The sequence below is a fragment of the Kitasatospora sp. NPDC001261 genome, from assembly GCF_042896795.1.
Classification (GTDB): Bacteria; Actinomycetota; Actinomycetes; order Streptomycetales; family Streptomycetaceae; genus Kitasatospora.
Genome location: NZ_JBIAXP010000006.1, coordinates 63,163 through 79,071 on the forward strand (window position 1 = coordinate 63,163; position 15,909 = coordinate 79,071).

The 15,909-nt window shown below is 73.7% G+C and carries 17 protein-coding genes; 3 read left to right on the top strand and 14 right to left on the bottom strand.

All coding sequences use genetic code 11. The annotated features are described in order from the left end of the window. Window positions 1-20: 20 nt before the first annotated feature. The 5 genes from ACFY4B_RS09810 to tsaB all read right to left on the bottom strand — a co-directional run bounded on the left by ACFY4B_RS09810 (window position 21) and on the right by tsaB (window position 3,531). Window positions 21-923, bottom strand: a complete 903-nt coding sequence (locus ACFY4B_RS09810; protein WP_107418825.1) for a polysaccharide deacetylase family protein — start codon at window positions 921-923, stop codon at window positions 21-23. An 80-nt stretch (window positions 924-1,003) separates the two neighbouring features. Next, window positions 1,004-1,264: a hypothetical protein gene (locus tag ACFY4B_RS09815; protein WP_074003950.1), complete on the bottom strand. Its 261-nt coding sequence runs from the start codon at window positions 1,262-1,264 to the stop codon at window positions 1,004-1,006. After that, complete coding sequence (gene tsaD / locus ACFY4B_RS09820; protein WP_049655951.1) at window positions 1,261-2,352, bottom strand: tRNA (adenosine(37)-N6)-threonylcarbamoyltransferase complex transferase subunit TsaD; 1,092 nt, start codon at window positions 2,350-2,352, stop codon at window positions 1,261-1,263. The genes ACFY4B_RS09815 and tsaD overlap by 4 nt, the downstream gene beginning before the upstream one ends. Beyond that, on the bottom strand, window positions 2,345-2,833 hold the full coding sequence (rimI, locus tag ACFY4B_RS09825) for a ribosomal protein S18-alanine N-acetyltransferase (RefSeq protein WP_049655961.1): 489 nt from the start codon (window positions 2,831-2,833) through the stop codon (window positions 2,345-2,347). The genes tsaD and rimI overlap by 8 nt, the downstream gene beginning before the upstream one ends. Before the next feature lie 23 nt (window positions 2,834-2,856). Continuing rightward, entirely contained in the window at window positions 2,857-3,531 is a 675-nt protein-coding gene (gene tsaB / locus ACFY4B_RS09830) for a tRNA (adenosine(37)-N6)-threonylcarbamoyltransferase complex dimerization subunit type 1 TsaB (protein ID WP_380775144.1), read from the bottom strand. Between the two features lie 154 nt (window positions 3,532-3,685). Here tsaB and ACFY4B_RS09835 point away from each other — a divergent pair, with 154 nt between their 5' ends. Next, entirely contained in the window at window positions 3,686-4,252 is a 567-nt protein-coding gene (locus ACFY4B_RS09835) for a hypothetical protein (RefSeq protein ID WP_049655963.1), read from the top strand. Between the two features lie 66 nt (window positions 4,253-4,318). Here ACFY4B_RS09835 and ACFY4B_RS09840 read toward each other — a convergent pair whose 3' ends face one another. The 5 genes from ACFY4B_RS09840 to ACFY4B_RS09860 all read right to left on the bottom strand — a co-directional run bounded on the left by ACFY4B_RS09840 (window position 4,319) and on the right by ACFY4B_RS09860 (window position 9,384). After that, window positions 4,319-4,534, bottom strand: a complete 216-nt coding sequence (locus tag ACFY4B_RS09840; protein ID WP_049655953.1) for a hypothetical protein — start codon at window positions 4,532-4,534, stop codon at window positions 4,319-4,321. 145 nt (window positions 4,535-4,679) lie between these two features. Continuing rightward, the gene (gene tsaE, locus ACFY4B_RS09845) at window positions 4,680-5,177 is read right to left on the bottom strand and encodes a tRNA (adenosine(37)-N6)-threonylcarbamoyltransferase complex ATPase subunit type 1 TsaE (RefSeq protein WP_049655956.1); all 498 of its coding nucleotides are present in this window, start codon (window positions 5,175-5,177) and stop codon (window positions 4,680-4,682) included. A gap of 116 nt (window positions 5,178-5,293) precedes the next feature. Beyond that, window positions 5,294-6,526, bottom strand: coding sequence for an alpha/beta fold hydrolase (locus ACFY4B_RS09850; RefSeq protein ID WP_117488211.1), 1,233 nt, complete (start codon window positions 6,524-6,526; stop codon window positions 5,294-5,296). Continuing rightward, on the bottom strand, window positions 6,523-7,722 hold the full coding sequence (gene alr, locus ACFY4B_RS09855) for an alanine racemase (RefSeq protein ID WP_049655958.1): 1,200 nt from the start codon (window positions 7,720-7,722) through the stop codon (window positions 6,523-6,525). The genes ACFY4B_RS09850 and alr overlap by 4 nt, the downstream gene beginning before the upstream one ends. A 186-nt stretch (window positions 7,723-7,908) precedes the next feature. Next, window positions 7,909-9,384 (bottom strand): NAD(P)H-hydrate dehydratase, encoded by a 1,476-nt coding sequence (locus ACFY4B_RS09860; RefSeq protein WP_387967112.1) that lies wholly within the window; start codon window positions 9,382-9,384, stop codon window positions 7,909-7,911. Between the two features lie 180 nt (window positions 9,385-9,564). Between ACFY4B_RS09860 and ACFY4B_RS09865 the strand changes: the two genes are divergently transcribed. Continuing rightward, window positions 9,565-10,113, top strand: a complete 549-nt coding sequence (locus ACFY4B_RS09865; RefSeq protein ID WP_049649063.1) for a Uma2 family endonuclease — start codon at window positions 9,565-9,567, stop codon at window positions 10,111-10,113. Between the two features lie 37 nt (window positions 10,114-10,150). Here the strand turns inward: ACFY4B_RS09865 and glmS are convergent, their stop codons facing one another. Continuing rightward, a complete protein-coding gene (glmS, locus tag ACFY4B_RS09870) occupies window positions 10,151-12,007 on the bottom strand; it encodes a glutamine--fructose-6-phosphate transaminase (isomerizing) (protein WP_074003955.1) in 1,857 nt (618 codons plus the stop codon). A gap of 99 nt (window positions 12,008-12,106) precedes the next feature. Here glmS and coaA point away from each other — a divergent pair, with 99 nt between their 5' ends. Then, a complete protein-coding gene (coaA, locus tag ACFY4B_RS09875; RefSeq protein WP_049649055.1) occupies window positions 12,107-13,102 on the top strand; it encodes a type I pantothenate kinase in 996 nt (331 codons plus the stop codon). Window positions 13,103-13,258: 156 nt separating this feature from the next. On the opposite strand, the gene glmM is transcribed toward coaA, so the two are convergent. The 3 genes from glmM to rplM form a co-directional block, all read right to left on the bottom strand. Continuing rightward, window positions 13,259-14,623, bottom strand: a complete 1,365-nt coding sequence (glmM, locus tag ACFY4B_RS09880; protein ID WP_049649054.1) for a phosphoglucosamine mutase — start codon at window positions 14,621-14,623, stop codon at window positions 13,259-13,261. 169 nt (window positions 14,624-14,792) lie between these two features. Further along, entirely contained in the window at window positions 14,793-15,302 is a 510-nt protein-coding gene (gene rpsI, locus ACFY4B_RS09885) for a 30S ribosomal protein S9 (protein ID WP_049649053.1), read from the bottom strand. Between the two features lie 45 nt (window positions 15,303-15,347). Next, window positions 15,348-15,791, bottom strand: coding sequence for a 50S ribosomal protein L13 (gene rplM / locus ACFY4B_RS09890; RefSeq protein WP_030055846.1), 444 nt, complete (start codon window positions 15,789-15,791; stop codon window positions 15,348-15,350). Between the last annotated feature and the right edge of the window lie 118 nt (window positions 15,792-15,909).

Below are 15,909 nucleotides of genomic sequence, written 5' to 3' on the forward strand. Positions count from 1 at the left end.
GGCCCGGGACCGGGACGGGGCTACGAGGCGGGCGCCTGGATGTAGTCCTCCAGCCGGGCCACCGAGAAGCCCTGCTCCTGGATCCGGGCCAGCAGGTCGCCGAACATCTGGGTCATCGTGGCGCCCTTGAGCTCCTTGGGGCCGCGGAAGTGCGCCAGGACGATGTCGCCGGGCTTCAGCTTCTTGTCCGCGGCCTGGTACTGCATGTCGTGGATCTGCATCGACTCGCGCCAGAGCACGATCGCGCGCGGGCCGCACTGCTGCACCGAGGTGTTGAGCATCGGGGTGTTGGCCCCGTCGCCGAACGGCGGGCGGAACAGCAACGGGGCGGTGCCGTACTGCTGGGTGAGCGCGGCCTGGTCGTCGCAGATCTCGGCCTTCTGCTTGTCGGCCGACAGCTTGCTCATCACCGGGTGGTCCACGGTGTGGTTCTGGATGTGGTTGCCCAGCGCCTGGAGTGGCTTGAAGTAGCCGTAGTCGTTCTTGACGATGTCCTTCGTCAGGAACATCGAGATCGGCACCTTGAGGTCGGTGAGCATCTCGACGAACTTCGGGTCCTTCTCCGCGCCGTCGTCGATGGTGATGAAGACGACCTTGTCGCTGGTCTTCACATCGCTGAACACCGGTACGGGGCCGGTCCGTTCGAGCTTGATCGGCTTGTCGGCGGGCGGCGCCGGGGCGGGGGCGAGCGGGGTGAGGTTCCACTTGGCCCAGGCCGCCGCGTCCGCGCCCGCCGGGGCGCCCGCCGAAGGGGGCGCGGAGGCGCTGGTCGGCGCCGCGCCGGTGGGCCGGGGCGTGGCCGCCGCCGTCGTGGCGGCGGGGGCGGCACCGCCACCGCCCCCGTTGTCCCCGCACGCGGTGGCGAAGGCCAGCAGGGCCAGCGCCCCCACCCCGTACGTCCTGGTCCTGCTCCGCCTGATCAACGCTGCGCGCTCCCGGTTCCCGTCCAGCCTTCTCTCAGCTATGCACGGTACCGACCGCCGCGGCGGTTCCCGGCCAGGGGCTACTCGACGTGCTCGCTGGTGAAGGACCAGCGGTGCACCGGACGGCCGAGCAGCCCGGCGGGCGGGTCGGCGACGGGCACCGGCTCGCCGTTCCACCAGGTGATCAGCAGCACCCGCTCGCCCGGGGCGGAGAGCAGTTCGAGGCGCTCCAGACCGGCCGAGCCGCGGACCGCGGGCAGCACCGACTCCCGTACCCAGGCGGCGAGTTCGTCGCCCCGGCCGGTCGCCGCCCGGGCCTCCCACATCGCGGCGACGGTCATGCCGCGCCGCCGCCGAGGGCGTCGTAGGCCTGGCCGTGGAAGTCCGTGTGGGGCACGTGGGTCTCGGTCACCGGCAGCGAGGAGTCCGCCGACAGGTCGAGGGCGGACGGCGTGCGGTCGCGCCACACCATCTCGGCGCCCAGCGCCGCGACCATCGCGCCGTTGTCGGTGCACAGGCCCGGCCGGGGCACCCGCAGCCGGATGCCGGCCCGGTCGCAGCGCTGCTGGGCCATCTCGCGCAGCCGCGAGTTGGCCGCCACGCCGCCGCCGATCATCAGGTGGTCGACGCCGTTGTCCTTGCACGCCTTGACGGCCTTGCGGGTGAGCACGTCGGTGACCGCCTCCTGGAAGGACGCCGCCACGTCGGCGACCGGCACCTCCTCGCCGGCCCGGCGCTTGGCCTCCACCCAGCGGGCGACGGCGGTCTTCAGGCCGGAGAAGGAGAAGTCGTACGCCGGGTCGTTGCGGCCGCTCAGCCCGCGCGGGAAGGCGATCGCCTTCGGGTCGCCCTCGCGGGCCGTGCGGTCGACGATCGGGCCGCCGGGGAAGCCGAGGCCGAGCACCCGGGCGACCTTGTCGAAGGCCTCGCCGGCCGCGTCGTCGATGGTCGCGCCGAGCGGGCGGACGTCGCTGGTGATGTCCTCGCTGAGCAGCAGCGAGGAGTGCCCGCCGGAGACCAGCAGGGCCATCGTCGGCGAGGGCAGCCGGCCGTGCTCCAGCTGGTCGACGCAGATGTGCGAGGCGAGGTGGTTGACCCCGTACAGCGGCTTGTCCAGCGCCCAGGCGTACGCCTTCGCGGCGCTGACGCCGACCAGCAGCGCGCCGGCCAGGCCGGGGCCTGCGGTGACGGCGATGCCGTCCAGGTCGCTCGCCTTGATCCCGGCGGTGTCCAGGGCGCGCTGGATGGTCGGGACCATCGCCTCCAGGTGCGCGCGGCTGGCGATCTCCGGGACGACGCCGCCGAAGCGGGCGTGGTCGTTGACGCTGGAGGCGACCGCGTCGGCCAGCAGCGTGGTGCCGCGCACGATGCCGACGCCGGTCTCGTCGCAGGAGGTCTCGATACCGAGGACGAGCGGTTCGTCAGCCATGGCGGGTGTCCTCAATGTCCTTCGGGTCAGTGCTGTCAGTGCTCGGGTGGTCGAGGCGCATCACCAGCGCGTCGACGTTGGCGGGCTGGTAGTAGCCGCGCCGGATGCCCACCGGTTCGAAGCCGTGGCGCTCGTACAGCCGCTGGGCGCGCGGGTTGTCCACCCGCACCTCCAGCAGCAGCTCGGCGCACTCGCGCCGGGCGGCCTCCCGGATCAGGTCGGTGAGCAGCGCCGTGCCGAGGCCGGCGCCCTGGTGGCGCTCGTCGACGGCGATGGTCTGGACGTCGCCCTCGCCGGCGATCGCCATCAGTCCGGCGTAGCCGACGATCCTGCCGTCCGGGGCGGCCGCGACGGTGTAGTGGCGGGTGCCGCCGGGGTGGGACTCGGCCAGTTCGGACCAGAACATCCCGGCGGACCAGGCGTCCTCGGGGAAGAGCCGCAGCTCCAGCTCCAGCACCGGCGCGATGTCCCACCAGCGCATCGGGCGCAGGGTGGTGCCGTGGTTCACGCCGGGAGCACCGCCTTGCCTCCCAGAACGTTCTTGTAGGCCGCGGGGACCTGGGCGTCCGGGCGGCGCAGGTACAGCGGGTGGTTGGGCAGCAGCTCGCGCCCGGCGGCCAGCTCGGCGGCGGCGAAGCCGGCCAGGGCGCCGGCCGAGACGTGCTCGGGGCCGTGCCCGCCCGGGAAGGCGTCGGGGTAGAGCAGCGCGCCGGCGCCGACGGAGCGCGGCTGCGGGGTCAGCTCGGCCGGGCGGTCCACGGCGGGGCCCTCGGTGCGGCGGCCCTCGGCGTCGTACGAGGCCCAGTAGACCTCCTTGCGGCGCGCGTCGGTGGCGGCCGTGAACGGCTGCCCGGCCAGGCCCTCGGCGCGGGCCTGGAAGGCGATCGCGTCCAGCGTGCAGACGCCGTGCACCGGCAGCCCGAGGGCGTGGCCGAGCGCGGCGGCGGTCACCAGGCCGACCCGCAGGCCGGTGTACGGGCCGGGGCCGACGCCGACCGCGATGCCGGTCAGCCGGTGCTTGTCCACCCCGGCGGCCCGCAGCACCTGGTCGATCGCGGGCAGCAGCAGTTCGCCGTGGCGCCTGGCGTCGACCTGGTGGGTCTCGGCGAGGACGGCCGTGCCGTCGTGGACGGCGGCGGTGACGGCGGGGGTAGCGGTGTCGAACGCGAGCAGCAGCACGGGTCAAGGTTAGACCGACGTTGGGCCGACCGGCCGATCGGCAGGGTGTACCAGGCGGGAACACAGATCCGAGGCACTGCGACCCGCGCGGATGAACCTGGCACGATGGGGCCGTACGTAAAGGGACGGCGGCGGGAGCGGCAACGTGGCGAAGATGGGTCCTGGAGTGGTGGTCACGGGGTTGACCCTGGGGGCCCTGGCGGTGGTGAGCCTGCTGGCCTTCCAGGCCAACGGCGCCCAGGACCGGGCCGGCGGCCCCAAGCCCACCGCCACCACCACGGCGACCGGCACGGCCACCGCCGCGGCGCCCACCGCCGCGGCCACCCCGACCGTCCCCCCGCTGCCGGCCACCTCGGGCACCGGCACCCGGGTGGTGTACTCGGTCGGCAGCCACTACGTCTGGCTGGTCGACCCGAAGAAGAGCCCTCAGGTCGCGGCCGCCTTCCCGGTCACCCCGGGCTCGGTCGAGCCGGCCCCGGGCAGCTACGCGGTGTACAGCCGCACCCCGACCACCACCGGGACGGACGGCAAGCAGATCGAGCACGTGGTGCGCTTCGCGCAGCAGAACGGCGTGGTGTTCGGCTTCAGCGCGGCGGTGGACGGCGCGACGCCGACCACCGATCCGAGCGCCAAGACCGGCGGCATCCGCAGCGGCCGCGCCGAGGGACAGCTGCTCTGGGACTTCGCGCCGAAGGACACCAAGGTGGTCGTGATCGCCTGAGCCCGGACGGGACCGGGCGGCCCGGATTCGGGTTCGGGTTCGAATCCGGGTTCGGGAGGAGCGGCCTCAGGCGGCCCGGGGCGTCCGCGCCTCGGGCCGTTCGTCGTGTCCGGGCCGCGGTCCGTCCTGACGGGGGCGCGGTCCGGGCGGTGTGGACACCGCCTCGGCGGCCGCGCAGGCGGCCAGCAGCGCCCGCATCGGCTCTCCCGGAACGCGACGGGCGGACTCTCCGGCCCCGGCGGCGGTGACCGCGCGCTGCGGGGCGGGGGTGGTGCTCGACATGGCGCCTCCCTAGTTAGGCAGACCTAACCGCAGCACCCATCCCACCACGCCCGGCACCCCGGCCGCAACATCTTGCCGACAGTCTGTCGGCAAGATGTCGGCGAGTCGTCGGAGCCCCGTCGGCGGGTCGTCGGCGCCCTCCCGGCTATCCGAGCTCCGCCAGCGCCGCGTCCGCCCAGCGCGGGCCGATGCCGGTCAGCACCACCCGGCGCGGGTCCTGGTCGTCCCCGCCCTCGGTGCCGCCGATGGCGCGCTCGATCCGGACCTCCAGCCGGTCCTCGGACAGCCGCTCGACCTTGCCCTCGCCCCACTCGACCACGACCACCGACTCGGGCAGCGAGACGTCCAGGTCGAGGTCCTCCATCTCGTCCAGGTCCCCGCCCAGCCGGTACGCGTCCACGTGCACCAGCGCCGGGCCGCCGACCAGCGAGGGGTGCACCCGGGCGATCACGAAGGTCGGCGAGGTCACCGCCCCGCGGACCTGCAGCCCCTCCCCCAGGCCCCGGGTCAGCGTGGTCTTCCCCGCCCCCAGCTCGCCGGAGAGCAGCACCAGGTCACCCGGCCGCAGCAGCGCGGCCAGCTCCCGGCCGAGCCGGCCCATCCGCTCCGGGGTGGGGACGGTGAGAGTGGCGTGCGAGCCCATGCGCGTGTCTTGCCCTTCGGTCCGTACGGCGCGCCGACCACCGGCCGCCACCGCTACCGTGCCACATCGGCGGGCACCCGCGCGGCGGGTGGGCCCTTCGGACGGGCACCCGGGCCTCAGGCGGGGTCGACGACGGTTTCCGCGGTCCGCTCCCCGGCCAGGTCGAGGACGGCCGCGGGCAGCGGCGCGGCCCCGGCGAAGCCGACGGCCCGGCGCAGCAGCCGGGCCAGCTCGTGGTCGACCAGCTCCGGGCACTCCAGCATCACCAGGTGCCCGGCGCCCTCGGCCAGCACCAGCTCCGCGCCGGGCAGCCGCTCGGCCATCGCCTCGCTGTGCGTCGAGGGCGTCAGCAGGTCCTTCGTCCCGGCCAGCACCAGCGCGGGCAGGCCGCGCAGGGCGTCCAGCGCCCCGTACTTCTCGTGCGCGCCGAACACCGGGTAGAACTCGGCGACCACGTCGATCGGGGTGGCGTCCAGCAGCTGCTCGGCGAAGCGCACCACGCCGGGGTCGACGTCCCGGCCGCCGAAGGAGAACCTCCGGTAGAACACGGCGGCCACGTCCGAGCCCAGCCGCCTGGTCGCCTCGACCAGGTCGACCTGGCGGCCCAGCAGCTTCACCACCCCGGGCGCGACCTTCTTGAACAGCTTCGCGCCGGCCTTCGGCAGGCCGAGGCTGACCTCGTTCCAGTCCCCGGCGAGGGTGCCGATCAGCGCCACCCCGGCGACGCGCTCGCGGAACAGCTCCGGGTGCTGGTCGGCCAGCGCCATCACCGTCATGCCGCCCATCGAGTGGCCCACCAGCACCAGCGGCCCGGTCGGCGCGACGGCGTCGACCACCGCCTTGAGGTCGCCGCCCAGCTGGTCGATGCCGGCCGGCTCGCCCGCCAGGTACGAGCGGGAGCGCTCGGAGCGGCCGTGGCTGCGCTGGTCCCAGAAGACCAGCCGCAGGCCCTCGCGCAGCGCGGCCCGCTGGAAGTGCCAGCTGTCCTGGTTGAGGCAGTAGCCGTGGCAGAACACCACGGTCAGCGGCTCGGCACCGGTCCCGCCGTCCGGCCCGCTCCAGCCGGTGCCGTCCAGCTCGACGTACAGCTCGGTGCCGTCCGGCGCGGCCACCGTCCTCGGGCGCCCGCGCAGCGAACCGTACGGGGCGTTCGCGTCCAGCTCGGCCCGGGCCCGGCGGCGCATCGCCCGGCCGACGGTCAGCCGCTCGATCGCGACGCCCGCGGCCGCCCCGGCCGCCAGCACGCCGACCGAGATCCCGATCACACCGGCCCGGCTCACCCCGGAGGCGGCACCGGCCGCCCTGGCGACCGCCGCGACCGGACTGCCCTCGGCCGGCCCCCCGGTCATGCCGACCGGACCTCGGCGTGGCTGCCGCCCAGGTAGCGGCGGGGCACCCGGGCACCGATCCGGGTGATGATCTCGTACGAGACGGTGCCGCAGGCGCGGGCCCAGTCCTCGGCGGTGGGCTCGCCGCGCTCGCCGTTGCCGAACAGCAGCACCTCGTCGCCGATCGCCGGGGCGTCGCCGCCGAGGTCCACCACGAACTGGTCCATCGCGACCCGGCCGGCCACCGTGCGCCACTTGCCGTCGATCTGCACCGGGCCGGTGCCGCTGGCGTGCCGGGGGATGCCGTCGCCGTAGCCGACCGGGACCAGGCCCAGCGTCGTCTCGCCCGGCGTCGTGTAGTGGTGGCCGTAGCTGACCCCGTGCCCGCCGGGGACGTGCTTGACCAGCGCCAGCCGCGCGGTCAGCGCCATCACCGGGCGCAGCCCGAAGTCCGCCGGCGAGCCCACCTCGGGCACCGGCGACAGCCCGTACGCGGCCAGGCCGGTGCGGACCAGGTCGAAGTGCGACTCCGGCAGCAGCAGGGTGGCCGGGGAGTTCGCCAGGTGCCGGACCTCGGGGCGCAGCCCGGCGGCCTCGGCCGTGGCCAGCGCGACGCGGTAGGAGTCCAGCTGGGCCTGGATCGACGGGTGGCCGGGCTCGTCCGCCGCGGCGAAGTGCGACCAGACGCCGACGACCGTCAGCAGCCCCTCCGCCTCGGCCCGGCGGGCGGCCGCCACCAGCCGCGGCCAGTCGTGCGGCTGGCAGCCGTTGCGGCCGAGGCCGGTGTCGGCCTTCAGGTGCACCCGGGCCGGGATGCCGGTCTCGCGCACGGCGGGCAGCAGCTCGTCCAGCGCCCACTGGCCGCTGACCGAGATGTCCAGGCCCGCGCGCAGCGCCTCTCGCCACGGCCCGCCCGGCGTCCACAGCCAGCACAGGATGCGGGCCTGCTCGGGGCGGATGCCCGCGGCCCGCAGGGCCAGCGCCTCGTCCGGCGTCGCGCAGCCGAGCCAGCCGACCCCGTTCGCGACCGCCTCCCGGGCGCACTCGACCGCGCCGTGGCCGTAGGCGTTCGCCTTGACCGCGAGCATCACCGCCGTGCTGCCGACGCGCTCGCGCAACGCGGCGAGGTTGCCGCGCAGGGCGGCGAGATCGATGGTCGCCTCGGCCCGTACGCCGTCGGTGAGGGTGGCTGTGCCGATCGTGTTCGCAGTTGTCATCAGGGTCAGTCTCCCAGACGTCCCGGAGTCCTCGCCGAACGGCCCGTCGGCGCGGCGGCCGACGACCGGGCCGCGCGCACCGCGCCGACCTGCGGCGAACCGCTCGTCCGTCCCTTGCACGGACGCGTTCGACGGACCGTCCGGTTCCGGTTCCCGGCCCTCCGGGCGCCTTCCCTGCCCTCCCGGTCAGGGCGTCCGGACCGCCCGCCACACCGCCGGCAGCGCGCCGGCCACCGCGAGCGCCGTCGTCGGGGCGCCCGGCTCGCCCGCCGCCTCGCGGCCGGCCAGGCCGTGCAGGTAGGCGGCCGCCGACGCGGCGTCCAGCGGCGCGAGGCCTGCCGCCAGCAGGGAGCCGGCCAGCCCGGCCAGCACGTCGCCGCTGCCGGCCGTGGCCAGCCAGGAGGTGCCGGTCGGGTTCACCCGGACGGCCCCGCCCGGGTCGGCGACCACCGTGGTGGAGCCCTTCAGCAGCACCGTCGCGCGGTAGTCGGCCGCCAGCCGGCGGGCGGTGGCCAGCCGGGCCGCGGCCAGGTCGTCGGCGGCCGGCGGCGTGCCGCCCCCGGCACCCGCGAGCAGCCGGGCGGCCTCGCCGGTGTGCGGGGTGAGCAGGGTGGGCGCGGTGCGGCCGGCCAGCGCGTCCGGGCCGAGCCGGCCCAACTCGGTCAGCCCGTCCGCGTCCACCAGCACCGGGACGTCGCTCGCCAGCGCCTCGGCCAGCGCCTGCCGCGCCCCCTCGCCGCCGCCCGGCCCGACCACCCAGGCCTGCACCCGCCCGGCCCCGGCCGGACCGCCCTCGGTGACCAGCACCTCCGGGAAGCGCCGCACCACCTCCTCCGCCGCCGTGCCCACGTACCGGACGGCGCCCGCGCCCCCGTGCAGCGCCCCGGCCACCGCGAGCAGCGCCGCCCCCGGGTAGGTCGCCGAGCCGGCCGCCACCCCGACCACGCCGCGCCGGTACTTGTCGCTCTCCGCGCCCGGCACCGGCAGCAGCGCCGCCACGTCCGCGTGCTGGAGCGCCGTCACCTCCGCGGCGGGCGGCTCCAGCCCGATGCCGACCAGCTGCACGGCGCCCGCGTACGAGGCTCCCGGGTCGATCAGCAGACCGGGCTTGTACGTGCCGAAGCAGACCGTGACGTCCGCGCGCAGCGCCACCCCCGGCACCTCTCCGGTGTCGGCGTCCACCCCGCTCGGCAGGTCCACCGCGACCACCGCCCCGCGTCGCGCCGCCCGCGCGTACGGCTCCGCCGCGGGGCGCAGCCCGCCCCGGCCGCCGATGCCGACGATGCCGTCCAGCACCAGGTCCGCGCGCGAGAAGTCGGCCAGGCCGACTTCCTGCTCCACCGTCACCCGCCCACGGGCGGCCCGCAGCGCGGCCAGCCCGCCCGGGTGCGCCTTCTCCGGCACCAGCAGCACCGCCGTCACCCGCGCCCCGCGCCGGGCCAGCGCGGCCCCCGCGTACAGGGCGTCACCCCCGTTGTCCCCGCTGCCCGCGAGCACCGTCACCCGACTGCCGTACACCCGCCCCCGACGCCCGGTCAGCAGCCGCGCACAGGTCGCGGCCAGCCCCACGGCCGCCCGCTGCATCAGCGTGCCCTCCGGCAGCCGCGCCATCAGCTCGGCCTCGGCGGCCCGGACGGTTTCCACAGGGTGTGCATGACGCATGGGGAGAACTCCTTCAGCGGTCGGCTACCGCCGACGCTAGCCCGCGTCACCGCCCCACGGGAGCCGGGCCTGCGGCACACTTTCGAGTGACACCCACTTCGATCCCCCACCGGCTCCGGTCCGTACGCCTACTTTGTCGCTCGGTACAGACCAGCAGGAGGGAGAAGGGCCATGGTCGCCATGCCGGCAGTCGAGCACCCGCTGGGCGAGGAGAGCCTCCTCCAGGCGTTTCTGGGGCTGGACACCCCGCTGGGAAGCAAGGCCGAGTTCATCGAAGGGGAGATCGTCGTGACACCACCGCCGGACGGCGAACACGAGACCGCATTCTCCCTGCTGAACAGGCAGTTCATGCGCAAGGCCGAGGCCGAGTTCGACCTGTCCGGGAACAAGGGACTGATCACGCCCAAAGGACGGTTCATCCCCGACGGCACTCTGAGCCCGGTCGGCCATTTCGAGCACGCCGACTCGTGGGCTTCTGCAGAAGGGGTCTTGCTGGTCTTCGAGATCACGTCGATCAACCCGCACAAGGACCGCGAGCCCAAGCGCAGGGGCTACGCCGCTGCGGGGATCCCCTGCTACCTGCTGATCGACCGCGGCGAAGGCATGATCACCCTGTTCACTGAACCCGACGGCGAGGACTACATCACCCAGACCAAGGTCGAGTTCGGCAAGGCGATCGACCTGCCCGCCCCCTTCTCGTTCGCACTCGACACGGCGCCCCTGCGGTAGGACGCAGCCACCGCAGGGGCGCCGTACGGCCGAGCGGCTACTCGACGGTGACCGACTTCGCCAGGTTGCGCGGCTGGTCGACCTCGTGGCCCTTGGCCGTGGCCAGCTCGCAGGCGAAGACCTGCAGCGGGACGGTGGAGACCAGCGGCTGGAGCAGGGTCGGGGTGGCCGGGATGCGGATCAGGTGGTCCGCGTACGGGACGACGGCCTCGTCGCCCTCCTCGGCGATCACGATCGTGCGGGCGCCGCGGGCCCGGATCTCCTGGATGTTGGAGACGATCTTGTCGTGCAGGATCGACCGCCCGCGCGGCGAGGGCACGACCACCACGACCGGCAGCCCCTCCTCGATCAGCGCGATCGGGCCGTGCTTGAGCTCGCCCGCCGCGAAGCCCTCGGCGTGCATGTACGCCAGCTCCTTGAGCTTGAGCGCGCCCTCCAGGGCCACCGGGAAGCCGACGTGGCGGCCGAGGAACAGCACCGAGCGGGCGTCGGCCAGCGAGCGGGCCAGCTCGCGCACCGGCTCCATGGTCTCCAGGACCTGCTCGACCTGCTTCGGCGCGTCGCCGAGCTCCTTGATGACGGCGAAGATCTCGTCGCCCCACTTGGTGCCGCGCACCTGGCCCAGGTACAGGGCGACCAGGTAGCAGGCGACCAGCTGGGTCAGGAACGCCTTGGTGGAGGCGACCGCGACCTCCGGACCGGCGTGGGTGTACAGCACCGCGTCCGACTCGCGCGGGATGGTGGAGCCGTTGGTGTTGCAGATCGCCAGCACCTTGGCGCCCTGCTCGCGGGCGTGCCGCAGGGCCATCAGGGTGTCCATGGTCTCGCCGGACTGCGAGATGGCGATGACCAGCGTGCCCGGGCCCATGATCGGGTCGCGGTAGCGGAACTCGGAGGCGACCTCGACCTCGCAGGGGATGCGGGTCCAGTGCTCGATCGCGTACTTGGCGATCATGCCGGCGTGGAAGGCCGTGCCGCAGGCCACGATGACGACCTTGTCGACCGAGCGCAGGTCGGCGTCGGAGATCCGCAGCTCGTCGAGGGTCAGCCGGCCGTCGGTGCCGATCCGGCCGAGCAGGGTGTCGGCGACCGCCTTCGGCTGCTCGGCGATCTCCTTGAGCATGAAGTAGTCGTAGCCGCCCTTCTCGGCGGCGGAGGCGTCCCAGTCGACGTGGTACTCGCGCACGTCGGCCGGGGTGCCGTCGAAGTTGGTGACGGTCACGCCCTCCCGGCGCAGCTCGACCACCTGGTCCTGGCCCAGCTCGATCGCCTCACGGGTGTGGGCGATGAAGGCGGCGACGTCCGAGGCGAGGAAGTTCTCGCCCTCGCCGCGGCCGACCACCAGCGGCGAGTTGCGGCGGGCGCCGACGACCACGTCCGGCGCGTCCGCGTGCACGGCGACCAGGGTGAAGGCGCCCTCCAGCTGACGGCAGACCGCCCGCATGGCCTCGGCGAGGTCGCCCGTGTAGGCCTCGCCCAGCAGGTGGGCGACGACCTCGGTGTCGGTCTCGGACCGGAGGGTGTGGCCGCGCTCGGCGATCTCGGCGCGCAGCTGGGCGAAGTTCTCGATGATGCCGTTGTGCACCACCGCGACCCGCTCGCGGTCGTCCAGGTGGGGGTGGGCGTTGGCGTCCGTCGGGCCGCCGTGGGTGGCCCAGCGGGTGTGGCCGATGCCGGTGGTGCCGCCGGGCAGAGGGGTCTCGGCGAGCGACTTCTCCAGGTTGGCGAGCTTGCCCGCCCGCTTGTCGGTGGCCAGGCTCCACTGCCCTTCGGAGTCCTGGACCTGCACCGCGACACCGGCCGAGTCGTAGCCCCGGTACTCCAGTCGCTGCAAGCCTGCGATTACTACGTCGAGGGCGGTCTGAGCGCCCACGTATCCAACAATTCCGCACATGCGTGCCAGCATAAGGGCGGTTCTGTGGCCGTTTTCCCGCCGCGCGGGAACACTGCGTGACCGACACCACAGCCACCGTGAACGCCGCGACGGCTCACAATGGAGCATGTGCTGACCGAACTCTGTACGCCGGGCGCCGCCACGCCCGGCCCGTCCCCGTCCCCCTACGTGGACCTCAGCCGGGCCGAGTGGAGCGCGCTGCGCGAGCGTACGCCGCTGCCGCTGACCGCCGAGGAGGTGGAACGGCTGCGCGGCCTCGGGACCGCCCTCGACCTGGACGAGGTCCGCGACGTCTACCTGCCGCTGTCGCGCCTGCTGAACCTGTACATCCACGCCACGCACGAGCTGCGCGGGACGCTGGGCACGTTCCTGGACACCCCGGACACCGAGCGCACCCGCACCCCGTTCATCATCGGCGTGGCCGGCTCCGTCGCGGTCGGCAAGTCCACCACCGCCCGTCTGCTGCAGGCGCTGCTGGCCCGCTGGCCCGAGCACCCCCGGGTCGAACTGGTCACCACCGACGGCTTCCTGCTCCCCAACGCCGAGCTGCGCCGCCGCGGCCTGATGGCCCGCAAGGGCTTCCCGGAGTCGTACGACCGCCGGGCGCTGATGCGCTTCGTCGCGGACGTGAAGGCGGGCAAGGAGCGGGTCAGCGCGCCGGTCTACTCGCACCTGGTGTACGACATCGTGCAGGGCGAGCGGCTGACCGTGGAGCGCCCGGACATCCTGATCGTCGAGGGCCTGAACGTGCTCCAGCCGGCCCTGCCCGGCAGCGACGGCCGCACCCGCCTCGCGGTGGCCGACTACTTCGACTTCTCGATCTACGTCGACGCCCGGACCGACGACATCGAGCACTGGTACCTGGACCGCTTCCGCAAGCTGCGGCAGACCGCCTTCCAGGACCCGAACTCCTACTTCCGCCGCTTCACCGAGGTGCCGGAGGAGGAGGCGATGGAGTACGGCCGGCAGGTCTGGCGCACCATCAACAAGCCCAACCTGCTGGAGAACGTGCTGCCGACCCGCGGCCGGGCCACCCTGATCCTCCAGAAGGGCCAGGACCACAAGGTCCGCCGGGCCCTGCTGCGCAAGCTCTGAGCCCACCCCGAAGAGCGCCCCCCGACGAGCGCGTCCCGAAGAGCGCGCCCCGACGAGCGCCCCCCGAGGGGCGCGCCCGGGGAGGCACCTCCGGAGGAGCGCACGACACGAAGGGCCCCCGCGGCGCGCGGGGGCCCTTCACCGTGTCTCCGGGGCTCAGCCCAGGTGGGTGCGCACGGCCTCGGCCAGGCGCTGCCCGACCGTCTCGGCCTGTGCCGGGTCGGCGGCCTCGACCATCACCCGGACCAGCGGCTCGGTGCCCGACGGGCGCAGCAGCACCCGGCCGGTGGAGCCCAGCTCGGCCTCGGCCTCGGCGACCGCGGCGGCCAGCTCGGTGCTGGTCCTCACCCGGGACTTGTCGACGCCCTTGACGTTGATCAGCACCTGCGGCAGCCGGGTCATCACGGCGGCCAGGTCGGCCAGCGGCTGCTTGGTGGCGGCCAGCCGGGCGCCCAGCATCAGGCCGGTCAGGGTGCCGTCACCGGTGGTGGCGTGGTCCAGCAGGATCACGTGGCCGGACTGCTCGCCGCCCAGCGCGAAGCCGTGCTCCTTCATCGCCTCCAGCACGTAGCGGTCGCCGACGGCGGTCTCCACCAGCTCGACGCCCTCGCGCTCCATCGCCAGCTTGAAGCCGAGGTTGGACATCACGGTGGCCACAGCGGTGTTGCCGCGCAGGGTGCCGGCCTCCTTCATGGCGATCGCGAGGATGGCGATGATCTGGTCGCCGTCCACCTCGTTGCCCTCGGCGTCGGCGGCCAGGCAGCGGTCGGCGTCCCCGTCCAGGGCGATGCCGAGGTCGGCCCGGTGCTCCTTCATGGCGACGCGCAGCCGGTCCAGGTGGGTGGAGCCGACGCCGTCGTTGATGTTGAGGCCGGTGGGCTCGGCCCCCAGGGTGTGGACCACCTCGGCGCCGGCCCGGGCGAAGGCCTCGGGGGCGACGTAGGCGGCCGCGCCGTGGGCGCCGTCGATGACGACCTTGATGCCGTCCAGGCGGTTGGGCAGCACGCCGATCAGGTGGGCGACGTACTTGTCGAAGCCCTCGGTGTACTCGCGCACCCGGCCGACGGCCGCGCCGGTCGGACGGTTCCAGTCCTCGTCGCCGAGGGTGTGCTTGCGGTAGTGGGTCTCGATCGCGTCCTCGATGCGGTCGTCCAGCTTGTGGCCGCCGCGGGCGAGGAACTTGATGCCGTTGTCCGGCATGGCGTTGTGGCTGGCGGACAGCATCACGCCGAAGTCGGCGCCGAGCGCGCCGGTGAGGTACGCCACGGCCGGGGTGGGCAGGACGCCGACCCGCAGGACGTCGACGCCGGCGCTCGCCAGACCGGCGATGACGGCGGCCTCCAGGAACTCGCCCGAGGCGCGCGGGTCACGGCCGACCACCGCGACCGGCCGGTGGCCGTCGAAGGCGCCGGCCTCGCCGAGCACATGGGCCGCGGCGACCGACAGGCCGAGCGCCAGCTCCGCCGTCAGGCCCTCGTTGGCCACCCCGCGCACGCCGTCCGTACCGAAGAGTCGTCCCACTGTCCCGTCCTCCATCACCACTGCTCGGAACCCAAACCGATGATCCCGGCCGCCGCGCAGTAGCCGGGGAACACGTCGCCCCGGAGTACGCGAGGTACTCCGGGGCGACGGTTTTTCGCGCAACCAGGGGGTGCGCCGCCAGGGCGGACCGCACCCCCGGGGGAGGCGATTAGCGCTTGCTGTACTGCGGCGCCTTGCGGGCCTTCTTCAGACCGGCCTTCTTGCGCTCGACGGCGCGGGCGTCACGGGTCAGGAAGCCGGCCTTCTTCAGCGCGCCGCGGTTGTTGTCCACGTCGGCCTCGTTCAGGGCACGGGCGACGCCGAGGCGCAGCGCGTAGGCCTGGCCGGAGACGCCGCCACCGCTGATGCGGGCGACGACGTCGTAACGGCCGTCCAGCTCGAGGAGCTTGAAGGGCTCGTTCACGGTCTGCTGGTGCACCTTGTTGGGGAAGTAACCCTCGAGGGTGCGACCGTTGATCTTCCACTGGCCGGTGCCGGGGACGATGCGCACGCGGGCGATCGCCTCCTTGCGACGGCCCAGGCCGGCGCCGGGGACGGCCTCGCCGAAGCGGCCGGCCAGCGACTCGGAGGTGTAGCTCTCCTCGGAGGTGTACTCGCCCTCGACGGCCTCAACGGCCTCGTCGAAGTCGACCTCAAGGGTTTCAGTGGTCTCGGCCACGGTGTTCCTCAGCTCTTTTCAGTGTTGGGGGGCTTGGTGGCCGAATTACTGCGCGACCTGGGTGATCTCGAACGGCACCGGCTGCTGGGCAGCGTGGGGGTGCTGGTCGCCCGAGTAGACCTTCAGCTTCGAGAGCATCTGGCGGCCCAGGCTGTTCTTGGGGATCATGCCCTTGATGGCCTTCTCGACGGCCTTCTCCGGGTTGTTCGCCAGCAGGTCGTCGTAGCGCACCGAGCGCAGACCGCCCGGGAAGCCCGAGTGGCGGTAGGCCAGCTTCTGGGTCTTCTTGTTACCGGACAGGTGCACCTTGTCGGCGTTGATGATGATGACGAAGTCACCAGTGTCAACGTGCGGCGCGTAGATCGCCTTGTGCTTGCCCCGGAGGAGGTTGGCGGCCTGGGAGGCCAGGCGGCCGAGCACGACGTCGGTCGCGTCGATGACGTGCCACTGACGCTGGACGTCGCCGGGCTTGGGGCTGTACGTACGCACGGTCGTAGCCTTCGCTTTTCAGTGAGTGAGTCCTGACAGGAGCACCCGGACGGCAGAGCAGCCTGGCCAACCTTGGACGCAATTCAAGGGTGACCGCTGGTCGACGACCTGATGTCTC